Genomic DNA, 15219 nt, shown 5'->3' with positions numbered 1-15219 from the left:
CTTCTCAGCCCTTGCTTGCCAGGTCGACCAGCATGGCCTGGGTCAATATCTGGGGCAGGACCCGCGGTTCGGCCTCGCCCGGCTTGTACCACAGATAGAGCGGCACGCCCGCGCGGTTATGCCGTTCGATGAAGCGGCCGAGCGCGGGATCGCCATCGGTCCAGTCGCCGACCAGCACCGTCACCTTGTGATCGGCCAGCGCCCTGGCGACGGCATCCGTCTCGATCACGGCCTTCTCGTTGACCTTGCAGGTGAGGCACCAGTCGGCAGTGAAATAGGCGAAGACCGGCTTGCCCTGCGCGGTCAGTTCGGCGAGGCGGGCCTCGCTGAACTTCTCGGCGCCCGGCACGACGGCCCCGGTCCCGGCGGGCGCGGCGTTGACCAGCGCGGTCGCGGCGAGGGCGAGGGCCAGGAGCGGCACGGCCGGCAGCCAGGCGCGCGCCTTGCCGCGGCGCTGGCGCAGGCCCGCCCACCATAGGCCCAGCGTCGCGAGCAAGGCAGCGGCAAGGCCGATCGTCATGCCGGCCACCCCGGCCTGCCGCCCCAGCACCCAGGCGAGGGCGAGAGCCGTCAGGAACATCGGCACCGAGAGGATGCGGCGCAGCGTCTCCATCCAGGCACCCGGCCGGGGCAGCAGCCGGCGGAAAGCGGGCACGAAGCCGAGCAGCAGGAAGGGCAGCGCGATGCCGAGCCCGAGGCCGCCGAACACCGCCAGCGCCGCCGGCCAGGGCAGCACCAGCGCCGCGCCCAGCGCCGCGCCCATGAACGGGCCGGTGCACGGCGTCGCGACGAAGGCGGCGAGCGCGCCGGTCATGAAGGCACCGCCGGTTCCCCTGGCGGTTGCGCGGTTGACGAAGCCGGGGGCGGAAAGCTCGAACAGCCCGGCCAGGTTGAAGGCGATGCCGGCGACCAGGAGGAGGAGCACCAGGATGACGCGCGGATCCTGCAGCTGGAAGGCCCAGCCCAGCGTCGCGCCGCCCGCCCGCAGCGCCAGCAAACTGCCGCCCAGCGCCAGGCAGACCAGCACCACGCCCGCGGTATAGGCCAGCGCCTCGGCGCGCGGATCGCCGCCCTCGGCATTGGCCTTGGCCAGGCTCAGCGCCTTGAGGCTGAGGATCGGGAAGACGCAGGGCATGATGTTGAGGATCAGCCCGCCCAGCACCGCGCCGAGAAAGGCGAACAGCGCGCCGCTCCACGGCATCTGTGCGGGGGCAGCCTTCGCCGCCGGAACGGCACCGGGCACCGCGCGCACCCAGAAGCCCTGCTTGCCGAACGCCAGCAGCCCCTCGATCGGCCCCACCGCCTTCACGCCCGCCGTCTCGACCACCACCCGGTCGCCGTCGCGCGCCACCTTCTGGGGCGCGGCATAATCGAATGCGCCGTGCGTGGCGGGGAAGAAATATCCCTCGCCCTGCGCCGTCGCAGCGGCCGGGAACGGAATGGCGAGGCGCAGCGCCTTGCCATCGACCTGATAGATCCCCTCCGCGCCGAGCGGCCTGGGCAGCGCTGCGCGCCAGACGTCGAACTGCGCGCGAATGCTGGAAACCACGCTGCCGTCGCCGATCTGGAGCGTCGTCGACAGGTCCGCCTTGCCGGGCACGCAGATCGCATCGGTGCAAACCAGGTAGTTCAGCTTTACCCGCACCGGAAAGGCACCCGTGGCATCGGCCGGGATCCTGAGCGTCACCAGCGGCGCGAACGGGCCTTCATAGACATAGTTCATCAGCCCGGCGATCGTCAGCCGCTCGGGAACCGGATAGCGAATCTCGCCAGTGCTCGCCCCCTTGGGCAGGATCCATTCGGCGCGCGCCGGCAGGCCCGCATCGCCGGGATTGAGCCAATAGGCGTGCCAGCCCTTCTCGGGCACCGAGGCGAGCGCGAGCGTCACCTCGCTGCCGGGCGCGGGCCGATCGCTCTCCGCGACCAGCGTGATCTTCACATGCTCCTCGCCCGGCGCCTGGGCCAGGGCCACGCCGGCAAACAACCAGAGCAACAACGCCATCAATCCGAAACGAACCGCCGCCATGGAGCGTCCTTGCCGTGGAAGAGCTGTTGGCCCAATAGCAGCCCGGCAGGATTTGCACACGCCGGAGGTGGCCAAAGCATGAAGTCGTTCCGTCCGCTCGCAGCAGCAGCCGCGCTGCTCGCCGCAGCCCCGCTCGCCGCCCAGGAAGCCGCGCCGGCGCGGAATGTCCCGTCCCAGGCCCCGCGCGCCGCGCCGTCGCTGGTGGTGGTGATCTCGGTCGACCAGTTCTCGGCCGATCTGTTCGCGGAATATCGCGCCCAGTTCAGTGCCGGCTTCGCACGGCTGATGTCGGGCGCGGTCTTCCCCTCGGGCTATCAGAGCCATGCCGCGACCGAGACCTGCCCGGGCCATTCGACGATCCTGACCGGCGACCATCCGTCGAAGACCGGGATCATCGCCAATGACTGGACCGATTTCAGCGCGCCGCGCGCCGACAAGACGGTCTATTGCGCCGAGGACGAGAGCGTGCCCGGCAGCACCTCCAACAACTACACCGTCTCGGACAAGCATCTGAAGGTGCCGACGCTGGGCGAGTGGATGAAGCTTGCCGATCCGCAGAGCCGCGTCGTCTCGGTGGCGGGCAAGGACCGTGCCGCCGTGATGATGGGCGGGCACAAGACCGACGAGATCTGGTGGTGGAACGGCAAGGCGTTCGTCTCCTATGCCGGCCGCGCCGAGCCGGCGATGGTCACGCGGATGAATGCCAACGTGACCAAGCGCATCGCCGAGGCGCAGGAACCGCTCGACCTGCCGCCCTTCTGCCAGGCGCGCAGCCGCGCCTTCCAGCTCAACCCGAACCGCAGCGTCGGCGACGGTCGCTTCGCGCGCGCCGCGGGCAACAGCACCGCCTTCCGCGCCTCGCCCGAATTCGACGAGGCGATCGTGGCGACTGCCGCGGGGCTCGCCACCGACATGAAGCTCGGCCAGTCGGGCCATACCGACCTGCTCATCGTCGGTGCCTCCGCCACCGACTATGTCGGCCACACCCTGGGCACCGAAGGCAGCGAGATGTGCCTGCAGCTGCTCTCGCTCGACCAGACGCTGGGCAAGCTGTTCGCCGTGCTCGACAAGACCGGCGTCGACTATGCCGTGGTGCTCACCGCCGATCATGGCGGCCATGACATGCCCGAGCGCAACCGCGAGCATGCCGCGCCGATGGCGGCGCGCGTCGCCAGGGGGCTCGACGCCAAGACGATGGGCAAGGAGATCGGCGCGGCGCTCGGCATCGCCGGCCCGGTGCTGGTGGGCGGCAATTCGGGCGACGTCTATCTCGCGCCCGACCTGAGCAAGGCCGACCGCGCCCGCGTGCAGGCCGAGGCGATCAAGCGCTGGTCGGCCAATCCCCAGGTCGAGGCGGTGTTCACCCGCGCCCAGATCGCGGCGACGCCGATCGTCCACACCCCGCCCGAGACCTGGACCCTGCTCGAGCGCGCCCGCGCTTCCTATGATCCGCAGCGCTCGGGCGATCTGGTGATCGCGCTCAAGCCGCGCGTCACGCCGATCGCCGGCACCGAGGGCGGCTCGATCGCCACCCATGGCAGCTTCTGGGACTATGACCGCCGCGTGCCGATCCTGTTCTGGCGCAAGGGCATGACCGGCTTCGAGCAGCCGCTTTCGGTGGAGACGGTGGACATCGCGCCGACGCTTGCCGCGCTCATCCATGTGCCGGTGCCGGTGGAGATCGACGGGCGCTGCCTCGATCTGGATGCCGGCGCGGGCGATACGTGCAAATGAAGTGACTTCTCCCTCTTCCCTCGAGGGGAGAGGGCGTTACCGCCGCCGCTCGAAGATGCGGATGCCGGGGCCGAGATCGTTCTGGCCGAGCGTGCCGAGCTGGCCGGTGAAGTCTGCGACGAAGGCGGGATTGCCCGGCGCGCCGGGCGCCATGGTGGCAGTGTTGCCTTCGATGCGCAGGCCGGTGCTCGGATAGGTGCGCCCCTCCGCCGCGACCACGATCAGGGCCGAGCTGTTCTCCTTGCGCGACCCCTGGACGAAGGTGTTGCCGGCGATCAGGCCGGTGCCGCCCTCGGACAGGTCGATCATGTAGTTGGTCTTGTTGCCCCGGCTGTCGTCGAAGCTGTTGCCGGTGATCGTCACCCGGCGGGCGCGCAGCTTGACGTAATGGCCGCCGGTGCCGCGTTCGAAGCGCGAATTGGTGACGACCACGTCGCCGTCCACCGCGAGATAGATCGCATGGCTGCAATTCTCGGTCTCGCACTGGCCGAGGCCGGCGAAGGTCGTGTGATCGATGGTGATGCGGCGCACCGTCTCGTGGCCGCCGCCCAATATGCCTTCCTGGCTGTCGAGGAACATCGAATTGGTGACGGTGAGGTCGCCCATCTCGATGCGGATGCCGGCGCCATTGCCATCGGGCACCGAAAAGCCGCGAAAGACGATGCCGTCCACCGCCGAGCCGCGGCCGCGCAGCACGAAGGCGGCCTTTTCCTCGCAGGTCTGGCTCTCGAAGATCGCGGTGCCGGGCTGGACTGCCTTGAAGGTGATCCTGCCCCCGGTCTGGACCGTGCATTCGCGATAGGTGCCCGGCGCGATCAGGATCGTCGCGGTACCGTCGCGCACGGCGTTCACCGCATCATCCAGATGCGCGAAGCCCTGGCCGGTCTCGGCGACGACGAAGGGCGCGCGCTGCTGCTGGGCGGCGGCGGGCGCGGCGATCAGGGCAATGGCCGAGAGGATGGGCAGGCGCATGACGGGCTTATGCGCGGGCGGGTGTTAAAATTCCTCCCCCAGCAAGCCGAGGGAGGAATTCGATTACCGCAAAGTCTTGATGATCCCCGAGAAATCGAGCCCGGCGCCGGCGCCGTCGACGAATGCCTGGTAGAGTTCCTCCGCGCGCGTGCCCATCGGCACGTCGGCGCCGACGCTCGCCGCCGCTTCCAGCGCCAGCTTCAGGTCCTTCAGCATCAGCGGTGCCGCGAAGCCGCCCTGATAGTCGCGGTCGGCCGGGCTTTCGGGGCCGACGCCCGGGACCGGGCAATAGCTCGTCATCGACCAGCTCTGGCCCGAGCTGACCGAGGCGATGTCGTAGAAGCGCTGCGCGTCGAGCCCCAGCTTCTCGGCCAGGGCGAACGCCTCGCACGTGGCGATCATCGTCGCGCCCAGGATCATGTTGTTGCAGATCTTCGCTCCCTGCCCCGCCCCGCTGGCGCCGGCATGGATCACCGCCTTGCCCATGTCCGCCAGGAACGGCTCCGCCCGGCCGAACGCCTGCTCGGTGCCGCCGACCATGAAGGTGAGCGTGCCGGCATTGGCCGCGGCGATGCCGCCCGAGACCGGCGCGTCGACCGCCATCAGCCCGCGTTCGGTCGCCGCCTGCACCATGCGGCGGGCAGTGTCGACGTCGATCGTCGAGCAATCGATCAGGATCGCGCCGGGCGAGGCGTTGTCGAGCAGCGTGTCGGCATAGACGGCCTCCACATGCCTGCCGGCCGGCAGCATGGTGATCACCGCCTCGGCGCCCGCAATCGCCTCGGCGGCGCTGGCGGCGGGCAGGCAGCCCGCGGCCTTGGCGCGATCGAGCGCGTCCTGCGAGAGATCGAAGGCGCGGACGTCATGCCCCGCCTTGGCCAGGTTCGCCGCCATGCCGCCGCCCATATGGCCCAGGCCGATAAATGCTACGCGTGCCACTTCTCTTCATCCTCTCTCTTGTCGTCATCGAGTGACGCTTACTTCCCGGTCCAGTTCCCCGGGCGCTTCTCGACGAACGCCGTCATGCCTTCCTTCTGGTCGGCGGTGCCGAACAGCGCGTGGAACAGCCGGCGCTCGAACTGCACGCCTTGCGCGAGCGTGGTCTCATAGGCGGCGTTGACCATCTCCTTGTTGGCCAGCACCGCCAGCGGTGCCATCGCGGCGATCGCTTGTGCGGTCTTCACCGCTTCCTCGACCAGCTCGGCGGCCGGCAGGATGCGACTCGCCAACCCGGCGCGCTCGGCTTCCTGGGCGTCCATCATCCGGCCGGTGAGACACATCTCCATCGCCTTGGCCTTGCCGACGGCGCGGGTAAGCCGCTGCGAGCCGCCCATCCCGGGCGAGACGGCGAGCTTGATCTCGGGCTGGCCGAACCTGGCGCTGTCGGCCGCCAGGATGAAGTCGCACATCATCGCCAGCTCGCAGCCGCCGCCCAGCGCATAGCCCGCAACCGCGGCGATGATCGGCTTGCGGGTGCGCGTGAACGCGTCCCAGCCGGCGAAGAAGTCATGGCCGTACATGTCGGCAAAGCCCTGGGCCTGCATCTCCTTGATGTCCGCGCCCGCCGCAAAGGCCTTCTCGCTGCCGGTGATCACCGCGCAACCCTGCGACGGATCGGCGTCGAACGCCTTCATCGCATCGAGCAGCTCGGACAGGACCTGGCTGTTGAGCGCATTCAGCGCCTGGGGGCGGTTCAGCGTGACCAGCGTGGCGGCGCCGCGCTGTTCGACGAGGATGGTTTCGTAGTTCATTCAGGCCTCCTGGGCACGCGTTCGAGATTGGCGAGCAAGGCCGCGAGTTGCACGGGCGTGGCGTGCTCATGGGCTTCCTCGGTGGAGCTGGGGGTGTTGTCATAGGGGATCGGCTCGTCGAACTGGTCGGTCGCGAGGTCCCAATAGCGTCCGTCGATCCGGTTGTAGAAATGGGTGCCGCCCTTGGTGGCGGTCTTCATGATGTCCCCACCGAAAAAATGCTGGGTGGTGAGCGCGGTCACCGCGCACTGGTTGCGGCACGGATCGGCCGGATCGAAGGCGCTCGAAATCGTCTCCGGGCCCCAACCATGCTTGACGGCATGATAGAGATCGATGGGGGTGGCGTAGCGCATCAGGGCTCCCATTGTTGATCGGCCAGCAGCGGCGCGAAGATGGCGTCGACCGCCGCGTCGCTCACCGCTTCGGGCGTGGCCGGGTTCCACGCCGGCGCGTTGTCCTTGTCGACGATCAGCGCACGGACGCCCTCGATGAAGTCGTGGCTCTGCGCGACGCGGCTGCCGATCGCATATTCCTGCGCCATCTCCTCGGCGAAGCTGGTCCGCGCGCGGCCCTCGCGAACGAGGCGGAGCGAGACCTTCATCGACTGGGGCGACTTGGCGCGCAGCGTGGCACGCTGGGCGGCGGCCCATTCGCCGCCATCGGCGTCGAGCGCGACGAACACGCCCTCGACCGTGTCGGCAGCGAAGAGGCGGTCGATATCGGCGCGGTGCGCGGCGATGCGCGGTTCGGACGCGGGCGCCGACAGCTCGGCGAGGATCGTCTCCACTGCGGCCGGATCGGCGGCGATGCGCGTCTTGGCCTCGTCGAGCGCCTCGGCCGGCAGATAATGGGTGGCGAGGCCGAGCGCGAGGCATTCGGCGCCGTCGAGCCGGTGGCCGGTCAGCGCGAGATACTCGCCGATCTTCCCCGGCAGGCGCGCGAGATACCAGCCGCCGCCCGCGTCCGGGAACAGGCCGATGCCGGTCTCCGGCATGGCGAACCTGGTATTCTCCGTCGCCACCCTATAGCGCGCCGGCTGCGAAATGCCGACGCCGCCGCCCATGGTGATGCCGTCCATGAACGCCACGATCGGCTTCGCATAAGTGAACAGCGCATGGTTCAGCCGGTATTCGGTACGGAAGAAGTCGCGCGCCTGGCTGCCGTCGCCGGCGCCGCTCGTCGCGATCATGCGGATGTCGCCGCCGGCGCAGAACCCCCGGCCCTCGGCATGGTCGATCAGCACGATCTCGACCGCCGGATCGTCACGCCACGCCGCCAGCGCACCCAGCATCGCGGCGCACATGCCGGTGTCGAGCGCATGGATCGCCTTGGGCCGGTCGAGCCGGATGCGCCCGGCGCGGCCTTCGACCTGGAGGATGACGTCAGCGTTCATTTTCGTCCTTCATTCGATTGCCCGGCCGGCGGCGGCGCAATAGCCTCTCCAGATCATGGAGAGGCATGGCATGTTCGAAACCGGCAAGGTCAAGTGGTACAATGAATGCAAAGGGGTGGGCTTCATCACGCCCGACGCGGGCGGCGAGGACGTGCCGTTCCGCCTTCCCGCGATGCACGCGGCCGGGATCAAGACCGTCGCCGAGGGCCAGCGGCTCGCATTCGAAGCGCGCATCGGCAATCGCGGGCTGGAAGCCGTTGCGATCAAGCTGGCCTGACAGCGGCGTCACTGGCGGGTAAGCTCCCGGCCGACGATCATGCGCATCACCTGGTTGGTGCCCTCTAGGATCGAATGGACGCGCAGGTCGCGCCAGAAGCGCTCGATCGGATAGTCCATCAGATAGCCATAGCCGCCGTGCAGCTGAAGCGCGCGATCGACCACCGAGCTGCCGGTGTCGGTCGCCAGCCGCTTGGCCATGGCCGCGAACTTGGTCTTGTCCGGCGCGCCCGAGGTCACCTTGGCGGCGGCGAGATAGAGCAGCGCACGCGCCGCCTCCAGCTCGGTCGCCATGTCGGCCAGGACGAACTGGGTGTTCTGGAAATCGGCGATCGGCTTGCCGAACTGCTGGCGGTCCTTGGTGTAGTTCACCGCCTCGTCGAGGCAGCGCTGGGCGCCGCCGAGCGAACAGGCACCGATGTTGAGGCGGCCGCCATCGAGGCCCATCATGGCGAAACGAAAGCCCTCGCCTTCGCCCCCGATGCGATTCTCCACCGGCACGCGCACCGAATCGAACGTGACCTGGCGCGTAGGCTGCGAATGCCAGCCCAGCTTGCGCTCATTCGCGCCGAAGGAGACGCCAGGCATGTCCTTCTCGATCACCAGGCACGAAATGCCCTTGGGCCCCTCTTCGCCGGTGCGGACCATCGTGACGTAGATTTCGTTCTCCCCCGCGCCCGAGATGAACTGCTTCGAGCCGTTGACGACATAATGGTCGCCGTCCAGCACCGCCCGCGTCTTGAGCGCGGCGGCGTCCGAGCCCGAGCTCGGCTCGGTGAGGCAGTAGGACGCGATCCGTTCCATCGTGATCAGCGAGGGCAGGTACTTGTCCTTCACCGTCTGGCTGCCGAACCGGTCGATCATCCAGCTTGCCATGTTGTGGATCGAGATGAATGCGCTGGTGGAGGGGCAGCCATAGGCCATCGCCTCCATGATCAGCGCCGCCTCGAGCCGGCCCAGGCCGATGCCGCCGCTCTCCTCCGAGACGTAGATCGAGGCGAAGCCCAGCTCCGCCGCCGCCCGGATCGTGTCGCGCGGGAAGATGTGCTTCTCGTCCCACTCGGCCGCATGCGGGGTGATCGCATCGGCGGTGAATTTCCGCGCCATTTCCTGGATGGCACGCTGGTCGTCGGTGAGTTCGAACTGGGTCATGGCTGGGTCCTTGGGCCGGGAAAACGCGCCGGCGATGAGAAAGTCGACATCGAAACTCCCGTCCAGGGAGGGAAATGGGATGGTCTGCCCCGGCGCGGCGTCATTTCCCCGCCCCCACCTTCTCGTGCAGCACGCGCTCGGCGAAGAGCGCATTGGCGATCTTCACGTCGTTGCGCTCGTACCAGCGGGGCTTGGCGAGCTTCTTCTCCCAGGCGAGCTGCTCGATCATCGTGCCCGCCGTCCATGCAACGTCCGGGCGCTCGCGGTGGATCGGGTCGGCATAGGCCTCGTCGGCGCCGATGATCTCCCAGCCGTCCTGGCGCAGCGCGTCAATCAGGTCGCCCAGGAACAGGCCCGCCATGTCGGTCTCGTGCAGCAGCAGGACGTGCGCGGGCGAGCGGCCGAGCGCGCGACGGGCCAGATCGTCGCCGAAATCGGCGGACTGGACGTGCGTCTCGACATAGAGGTCGCGCAGCGCCTCCATGTCGACGGTCTTGCCCGCCTTGCGCGCAGCGATGGCCTGGCCTTCCATGTTCCAGTCCGAGCCGTCGATCGTCGCATAGCCGTTCATCATCCCGCGCGCGGCCAGCCCGGCGCGGACGGCGTCGCGCTTCGCCTTGTCGGGCCCGCCCTCGTCCAGATAGGGGAAGCGCAGCCAGGGGCGATACGCCTTGCCCTGCGTCTTCAGATAGGCCTGGGCGCGATCGATATCGGCGAGGAAAGCCTCCGCCGCGACCTTGGACAGCTTGAGATGCGTATTGGTGTGGTTGCCGAGCACCCCGCCGGCCGCGACATAGGCGGCGATGCGCTTCGGCGCGTCGATCCCGTCGCCGAAATGGACGATCCGGTTGGGATTGAGGAAGAAGACCGGCTGGGGGACGTGGCGCGAGCGAAAGGTCTCGACCAGGCGCGCGGTGCGCTCGTCGGGTGTGAGGAAGGCGCCGCGGCCGCGCGGCACGTCGTCGAAGCTGAGCGCGATGCGCTTGGCCGCCTGGGGCGGCGTCGACGCGATCACGCTGATCGTGCGCTTGCCCGGCACCACCATCGCCAGCGCGATGCAGGCGATCATCGCCTTGAGCACGAAGCGCAACCCGGTCATCGCCCCTTCCCCCTGGTTCCAGCCATCCCCGCCAATAGACGCTGGCGGAGGGCGGCGCCATAAGGCTGCGCATGGAGCGGCTGTTGCTTATCGATACGGCGATGCGGCTGATGGGAGTCGGCCAGCTGCTGCTGATGGCGCTGGTGGCGGCCCGCAGCGGCGCGCCTGCCCCGATCCGCCGGGCGACGATCGCGCTGCTGGTGTGCGTGGCGGCCTATCTCGCGATCGTCTCGCCCGCATTGCAGCTGTGGCGTTCCGCGGCCTGGCCGGTGATCCAGATCTTCTCGCTCAACGCCCCGCTGGCGCTGTGGGTGTTCGCCCATCTGATCTTCGAGCGGCCGATCGACAAGCGCCTGTTCGCCCTCGCCCTGGGCGTGACGCTGATCGACTGGATGCTCTTCACCCACGCGCTCTATGTGACGCACCAGCGGCCGGTGGCGGCGGGCGCGGTGCAGCACGGCATCGCCTTCCTGCTCGCGGTGCACGCCATCGTCATCGCCATCGCCAATCGCGGCGACGACCTGCTCGAGAAGCGCCGCATGTTCCGGCTGGGCTTCGTGATCGTGGTGGGCGTGCAGACCCTGGGCATCGTGGTGGTGGAAAGCGTGTACGACCTGCTGCGTACCGACATCTGGCTGATGCTGCTCCAGTCGGGCACCGCGCTGATCGCGATCCTGGCATTCGGCGCCGCGATGCTCACGGCCAATGCCGAGCTGCTGTTCGACAAGGCCGCGCCGCCGCCCCCGCGCGCGCCGCTGTCGCCGGCCGAGCATGTGCTCAAGCAGAAGCTCGACGCGGCGATGGCCGCCCATATCCACCGCGAGCCCGGGCTCGGCATCGGCGTGCTCGCCGGCAAGCTGGGCGTGCCCGAACACCGGCTGCGCGCACTGATCAACCAGCGGCTGGGCTATCGCAACTTCTCGGATTTCCTCAATTCGCACCGCATCGCCGATGCCAAGGCCTGGCTGGGCGACCCGGCCAGGGTGGACCTGCCGGTGCTCACCCTGGCGATGGACCTGGGCTATGGCAGCCTCGCCCCGTTCAACCGCGCCTTTCGCGACGCCACGGGCACCAGCCCCAGCGAATATCGGCGCGCCGCGATCCTCGATCCCGAAAAAGGCTGATCGATTCCGGAAATGCGCGGCATTTTCCGGGCGCGGCGGGACCGGCGCGGCGGCGCGGCCTAACAAGGCGGCATCCGCTTTCGAGGATGCGACATGCCACATTGGATCGTACCGCTCGCCGCGCACGGCGCACACAGCTTCGCCGTCGAACTGGCCCGCTATCTCGCCGCCGCCGGCGGGATGACCGCCATCCTCTGGGCCGGCGCGCGCTGGACCGCCGCCCGGCGCATCCAGAAGCGCGCGCCCGCCAAGGGGGATCGCGCCCGCGAGTTCGGCCATTCGATGCTGTCGGTCGGCATCTTCGCGCTGTGGAGCATCGTCACGCTGGCGATGAACCAGGCGGGAATCATCCATATGGGCTTCGCCCTGCCGGCCTGGTGGCAGGCAGCGCTGGAGTTCGTGGCCATCGTGGTCGTCCACGATGCCTATTTCTACTGGATGCACCGCGGGCTGCACACCAGGGCGATGTTCCGCCGCGCGCACCTGACCCATCACAAGTCGCGCACGCCGACGCCCTGGGCGGCGTACAGCTTCGCCCCGATCGAGGGCGTGCTGGAGGGCATGTTCCTGCCGCTCTTCCTGCTGTTCGTGCCGATGCACGCGGTCGTGGTGCTCGCCTTCCTGCTCCACCAGATCGGCCGCAACGTGCTGGGCCATTCGGGGCACGAGCTGATGCCGCCGGGCTTCACGCGCTTCCCCCTCACCGCCTGGCTGACCACGGCGACGCATCATGACCTGCACCATAGCGGCGGCGGACATAATTTCGGGCTCTACTTCACCTGGTGGGATCGCTGGATGGGTACCGAGCACCCGCGCTACCACGCGCATTTCGAAGCGGCGGCGGTGCCGTGGTTCGGAATGGGCAAGACGAAGCGGTTGCAAGCCTAACCGCACGCCGGCGCTGGCCGCGACGCGAACCCCCATTGGACCGCGGCCGCAATCATGCCCAGAGATACTGCCCCCATCCACGCATAGCAGCCCGCAAAACGCTGAACGGGCTCGAGCGTACCCGCTTCGTTGACCATGATCGTACTGCGCATCGCTTCGCGGAGCAGGACGAACCCGAGGAACACCGCGCAAGCCAGGAATCGCTTGCTGCCGCGTATATGGGTCGGCAGCAGCAGCACCACGAGCACAAGGAGCAGCGGATTGGCAAGCCAGCTCAGTTCGCCGATCCCAATGCCCAGCCACCCCATTGCGAGCAAGATCCAGCCCGGCCCGCCTGCATCGAATACGGGCAGGAAGAGTGACGCCACCCAAAGTCCGCAGATCGCCGCAACGAGCGAGTATCGGATGCGTGCCGGCATCCGGTTACCCCATGGTCGGAATGACGAAGGCGCTGTCGCCGCTCGCGCCGCCGTCGGGCCAGCGCTGGGTGATGGTCTTCACCTTGGTCCAGAATTTCACGCCTTCCATGCCGTGCTGGTTGGTGTCGCCGAACGCCGAGCGCTTCCAGCCGCCAAAGGTGTGATAGGCGACCGGCACCGGGATCGGCACGTTGATGCCGACCATGCCGACATTGACGCGCGCCGCGAACTCGCGCGCGGCATGGCCGTTGCGCGTGAAGATGGCGACGCCGTTGCCATATTGATGGTCGCTCGGCAGCTTGAGCGCGGTTTCGAAATCGGGCGCGCGGACGATCTGGAGGACCGGGCCGAAAATCTCTTCCTTGTACGCCTGCATGTCCGGCGTGACGCGGTCGAACAGGCTCGGCCCGATGAAGAAGCCCTGCTCATGGCCCTGGAGCTGGAAGCCGCGGCCGTCGACCACCAGCTCGGCGCCTTCGTCCACGCCGGTCTGGATCCAGTTCTCGACGCGCTGCTTGTGCGCGGCGTTGACGACCGGGCCGTAATGCGCCTCGGCATCGGTGGAGATGCCGACGCGCAGCGCCTCGATCGCCGGGATCAGCTTCGCGCGCAGGGCATCGGCGGTCTTGTCGCCCACCGGTACGACCACCGGCAGCGCCATGCAGCGCTCGCCCGCCGAGCCGAAGGCGGCGCCGGACAGATCCGCCACCACCTGGTCCAGATCGGCATCGGGCATGACGATGCCGTGATTCTTCGCGCCGCCCATCGCCTGGACGCGCTTCCCGGCTTCGACGCCGCGGCGATAGACATAGTGCGCGATGTCCGACGAGCCGACGAAGCTGACCGCCGCGATCGCCGGGTGGTCGAGGATGGCGTCGACCATTTCCTTGTCGCCGTGCACGACCTGGAGCACGCCCTCGGGCGCGCCCGCCTCGCGCATCAGCTCCGCAAGGCGCACCGGCACCGACGGATCGCGCTCGCTGGGCTTGAGGATGAAGGCATTGCCGCAGGCGATGGCGACGCCGAACATCCACATCGGGATCATCGCCGGGAAGTTGAACGGCGTGATGCCGGCGCCGATGCCGAGCGGCTGGCGCATGCTGTACACGTCGATGCCGGGGCCCGCGCCCTGGGTGTATTCGCCCTTGAGCACATGCGGGATGCCGCAGGCGAATTCGATCACTTCCAGGCCGCGCTGGATGTCGCCCTTGGCATCGGCGATCACCTTGCCATGCTCGGAGCTGAGCAGGTGCGCCAGCTCCTCCATGTTCTTCTCGACCAGCGCCTTGAAGGCGAACATCACGCGGGCGCGGCGCTGCGGGTTGGTCGCGGCCCAGCCGGGCTGGGCGGCGAGCGCGGCGGCGACGGCCTTGTCGAGATCGGCCTGGGTGCCGAGCTGGACCCGGGCCTGGACCTGGCCGGTGTTCGGGTCGAACACATCGCCCGTACGGGCGCCCGCGCCGCCATCATGGCCGACAATGACATGGTCGATGTTACGCATTTCGCTCTCCTGCGGACTCCGCCGGCCCGACTCGTTCGTGTAATTTAATTACGCAGTGGCACAAGCGACGGGCGCTGTCACGCACCGGCCGACGGGAAAGCTCAGGCCGGGAGGCAGCTGATCGGCACGGGAAGGAGGCGGCCCTGCGCGTCGCCGATCATCATCACCTCCACGCCGAACGCCGCGCGTAGCGGCTGATGGGCGAGCGCTTCGCCGGGCGCGCCAAAGGCGATCATGCGGCCGCCGCCCAGCAGCAGCACCGCATCCGCCACGCGCGCGGCCAGCACCGGATCGGCGAGCGCGACGACGATGCCCATCCCCTGCCCGGCGGCCGCGCGCAGCTGCGCGATCCGGGCGAATTGCGCGGCCGGGTCGAGCGCGCTCAGCGGATCCTCGGCCAGCAGCCAGTCAGGGCGGGCGACGAGCGCGGCAGCGAGATCGGCGGAACCCCGGCCGAGCAGGCGGTGGCGATCCCGCTCGACCAGCGCGATCGCCCGGGCGCGCTCGGCCCGGCCCAGGCGACCGATCAGCCTACCGCCCAGCCGGACATGGCCGGCATCGGCATCGGCACGGCCGGCGATCGCGCGCAGCAACAGGGCCTTGCCCGCGCCGGCCGCACCGAGAATCGCCGTCACCCTGCCCGGCTCGAACACCGCGTCCACGCCCTCGAGCACGCGGCGTTCGCCCCGGTTCAGGGCCAGATTCTCGATGCTGAGCTTCATTCCCCGCCCTAGGCATCGGCAGATGACAACCGGGTTACAGTCCGCGGCGCGTTTTTCGGGAAGAATCGGCCGCAACTCGCGAAAAAATGCGCTTTGTCTCGGTACTGTAACGCTGGGCTAAGTGCGCATTTACCAACCGCCCCCTATCCGGCGGGGGATGTC

General features: G+C 68.7%; 15 protein-coding genes. 4 read left to right on the top strand and 11 right to left on the bottom strand.

Annotated features, from left to right (window positions below; all coding sequences use genetic code 11):
* Positions 1-4: 4 nt before the first annotated feature.
* Complete coding sequence (locus FHR20_RS01435; RefSeq protein ID WP_167297915.1) at positions 5-2026, bottom strand: protein-disulfide reductase DsbD family protein; 2022 nt, start codon at positions 2024-2026, stop codon at positions 5-7.
* A 78-nt stretch (positions 2027-2104) separates the two neighbouring features.
* Between FHR20_RS01435 and FHR20_RS01430 the strand changes: the two genes are divergently transcribed.
* Positions 2105-3760, top strand: coding sequence for an alkaline phosphatase family protein (locus FHR20_RS01430; protein ID WP_167297914.1), 1656 nt, complete (start codon positions 2105-2107; stop codon positions 3758-3760).
* 36 nt (positions 3761-3796) lie between these two features.
* Here the strand turns inward: FHR20_RS01430 and FHR20_RS01425 are convergent, their stop codons facing one another.
* The 5 genes from FHR20_RS01425 to FHR20_RS01405 form a co-directional block, all read right to left on the bottom strand.
* Positions 3797-4732: a right-handed parallel beta-helix repeat-containing protein gene (locus FHR20_RS01425; protein ID WP_167297913.1), complete on the bottom strand. Its 936-nt coding sequence runs from the start codon at positions 4730-4732 to the stop codon at positions 3797-3799.
* A 63-nt stretch (positions 4733-4795) separates the two neighbouring features.
* Positions 4796-5671: a 3-hydroxyisobutyrate dehydrogenase gene (gene mmsB, locus FHR20_RS01420; RefSeq protein ID WP_167297912.1), complete on the bottom strand. Its 876-nt coding sequence runs from the start codon at positions 5669-5671 to the stop codon at positions 4796-4798.
* A 38-nt stretch (positions 5672-5709) separates the two neighbouring features.
* Positions 5710-6483: an enoyl-CoA hydratase gene (locus FHR20_RS01415; RefSeq protein WP_167297911.1), complete on the bottom strand. Its 774-nt coding sequence runs from the start codon at positions 6481-6483 to the stop codon at positions 5710-5712.
* The gene (locus FHR20_RS01410; RefSeq protein ID WP_167297910.1) at positions 6480-6836 is read right to left on the bottom strand and encodes a YunG family protein; all 357 of its coding nucleotides are present in this window, start codon (positions 6834-6836) and stop codon (positions 6480-6482) included. The genes FHR20_RS01415 and FHR20_RS01410 overlap by 4 nt, the downstream gene beginning before the upstream one ends.
* Positions 6836-7876 (bottom strand): enoyl-CoA hydratase/isomerase family protein, encoded by a 1041-nt coding sequence (locus FHR20_RS01405; protein WP_167297909.1) that lies wholly within the window; start codon positions 7874-7876, stop codon positions 6836-6838. Before FHR20_RS01405 ends, FHR20_RS01410 begins: the two co-directional genes overlap by 1 nt.
* 70 nt (positions 7877-7946) lie before the next feature.
* Between FHR20_RS01405 and FHR20_RS01400 the strand changes: the two genes are divergently transcribed.
* Positions 7947-8153 carry a cold-shock protein gene (locus tag FHR20_RS01400; protein ID WP_167297908.1) on the top strand — a complete coding sequence of 69 codons (207 nt, stop codon included), beginning with the start codon at positions 7947-7949 and terminating at the stop codon, positions 8151-8153.
* 8 nt (positions 8154-8161) lie between these two features.
* Here the strand turns inward: FHR20_RS01400 and FHR20_RS01395 are convergent, their stop codons facing one another.
* Complete coding sequence (locus tag FHR20_RS01395) at positions 8162-9304, bottom strand: acyl-CoA dehydrogenase family protein (protein ID WP_167297907.1); 1143 nt, start codon at positions 9302-9304, stop codon at positions 8162-8164.
* Positions 9305-9404: 100 nt separating this feature from the next.
* Positions 9405-10403 (bottom strand): polysaccharide deacetylase family protein, encoded by a 999-nt coding sequence (locus tag FHR20_RS01390; RefSeq protein WP_167297906.1) that lies wholly within the window; start codon positions 10401-10403, stop codon positions 9405-9407.
* 83 nt (positions 10404-10486) lie between these two features.
* Here FHR20_RS01390 and FHR20_RS01385 point away from each other — a divergent pair, with 83 nt between their 5' ends.
* Together FHR20_RS01385 and FHR20_RS01380 are read left to right on the top strand one after the other, a co-directional pair.
* Positions 10487-11527, top strand: a complete 1041-nt coding sequence (locus tag FHR20_RS01385; protein WP_167297905.1) for an AraC family transcriptional regulator — start codon at positions 10487-10489, stop codon at positions 11525-11527.
* Between the two features lie 93 nt (positions 11528-11620).
* Positions 11621-12415: a sterol desaturase family protein gene (locus tag FHR20_RS01380; protein ID WP_167297904.1), complete on the top strand. Its 795-nt coding sequence runs from the start codon at positions 11621-11623 to the stop codon at positions 12413-12415.
* On the opposite strand, the gene FHR20_RS01375 is transcribed toward FHR20_RS01380, so the two are convergent.
* The 3 genes from FHR20_RS01375 to FHR20_RS01365 all read right to left on the bottom strand — a co-directional run bounded on the left by FHR20_RS01375 (position 12412) and on the right by FHR20_RS01365 (position 15057).
* Positions 12412-12834: a hypothetical protein gene (locus tag FHR20_RS01375; protein ID WP_167297903.1), complete on the bottom strand. Its 423-nt coding sequence runs from the start codon at positions 12832-12834 to the stop codon at positions 12412-12414. The two genes, FHR20_RS01380 and FHR20_RS01375, sit on opposite strands and share 4 nt — an antisense overlap.
* Before the next feature lie 4 nt (positions 12835-12838).
* Entirely contained in the window at positions 12839-14335 is a 1497-nt protein-coding gene (locus FHR20_RS01370; protein WP_167297902.1) for a CoA-acylating methylmalonate-semialdehyde dehydrogenase, read from the bottom strand.
* Between the two features lie 101 nt (positions 14336-14436).
* Positions 14437-15057 (bottom strand): ATP-binding cassette domain-containing protein, encoded by a 621-nt coding sequence (locus FHR20_RS01365; protein ID WP_167297901.1) that lies wholly within the window; start codon positions 15055-15057, stop codon positions 14437-14439.
* Positions 15058-15219: the final 162 nt, after the last annotated feature.

This window comes from Sphingomonas leidyi, assembly GCF_011761945.1.
In the GTDB taxonomy this organism is placed as follows: domain Bacteria; phylum Pseudomonadota; class Alphaproteobacteria; order Sphingomonadales; family Sphingomonadaceae; genus Sphingomonas; species Sphingomonas leidyi.
The sequence above is the reverse complement of the archived record's forward strand: the minus strand, read 5'-3'. Positions and strand labels throughout refer to the sequence as shown.

Coding starts and splice junctions, on each gene's coding strand:
- FHR20_RS01380 (WP_167297904.1), top strand. CDS start 11,621: ATGCCACATTGGATCGTACCGCTCGCCGCGCACGGCGCACACAGCTTC.
- FHR20_RS01365 (WP_167297901.1), bottom strand. CDS start 15,057: ATGAAGCTCAGCATCGAGAATCTGGCCCTGAACCGGGGCGAACGCCGC.
- FHR20_RS01400 (WP_167297908.1), top strand. CDS start 7,947: ATGTTCGAAACCGGCAAGGTCAAGTGGTACAATGAATGCAAAGGGGTG.
- FHR20_RS01375 (WP_167297903.1), bottom strand. CDS start 12,834: ATGCCGGCACGCATCCGATACTCGCTCGTTGCGGCGATCTGCGGACTT.
- FHR20_RS01405 (WP_167297909.1), bottom strand. CDS start 7,876: ATGAACGCTGACGTCATCCTCCAGGTCGAAGGCCGCGCCGGGCGCATC.
- FHR20_RS01370 (WP_167297902.1), bottom strand. CDS start 14,335: ATGCGTAACATCGACCATGTCATTGTCGGCCATGATGGCGGCGCGGGC.
- FHR20_RS01410 (WP_167297910.1), bottom strand. CDS start 6,836: ATGCGCTACGCCACCCCCATCGATCTCTATCATGCCGTCAAGCATGGT.
- FHR20_RS01415 (WP_167297911.1), bottom strand. CDS start 6,483: ATGAACTACGAAACCATCCTCGTCGAACAGCGCGGCGCCGCCACGCTG.
- FHR20_RS01395 (WP_167297907.1), bottom strand. CDS start 9,304: ATGACCCAGTTCGAACTCACCGACGACCAGCGTGCCATCCAGGAAATG.
- FHR20_RS01430 (WP_167297914.1), top strand. CDS start 2,105: ATGAAGTCGTTCCGTCCGCTCGCAGCAGCAGCCGCGCTGCTCGCCGCA.
- FHR20_RS01425 (WP_167297913.1), bottom strand. CDS start 4,732: ATGCGCCTGCCCATCCTCTCGGCCATTGCCCTGATCGCCGCGCCCGCC.
- FHR20_RS01435 (WP_167297915.1), bottom strand. CDS start 2,026: ATGGCGGCGGTTCGTTTCGGATTGATGGCGTTGTTGCTCTGGTTGTTT.
- FHR20_RS01390 (WP_167297906.1), bottom strand. CDS start 10,403: ATGACCGGGTTGCGCTTCGTGCTCAAGGCGATGATCGCCTGCATCGCG.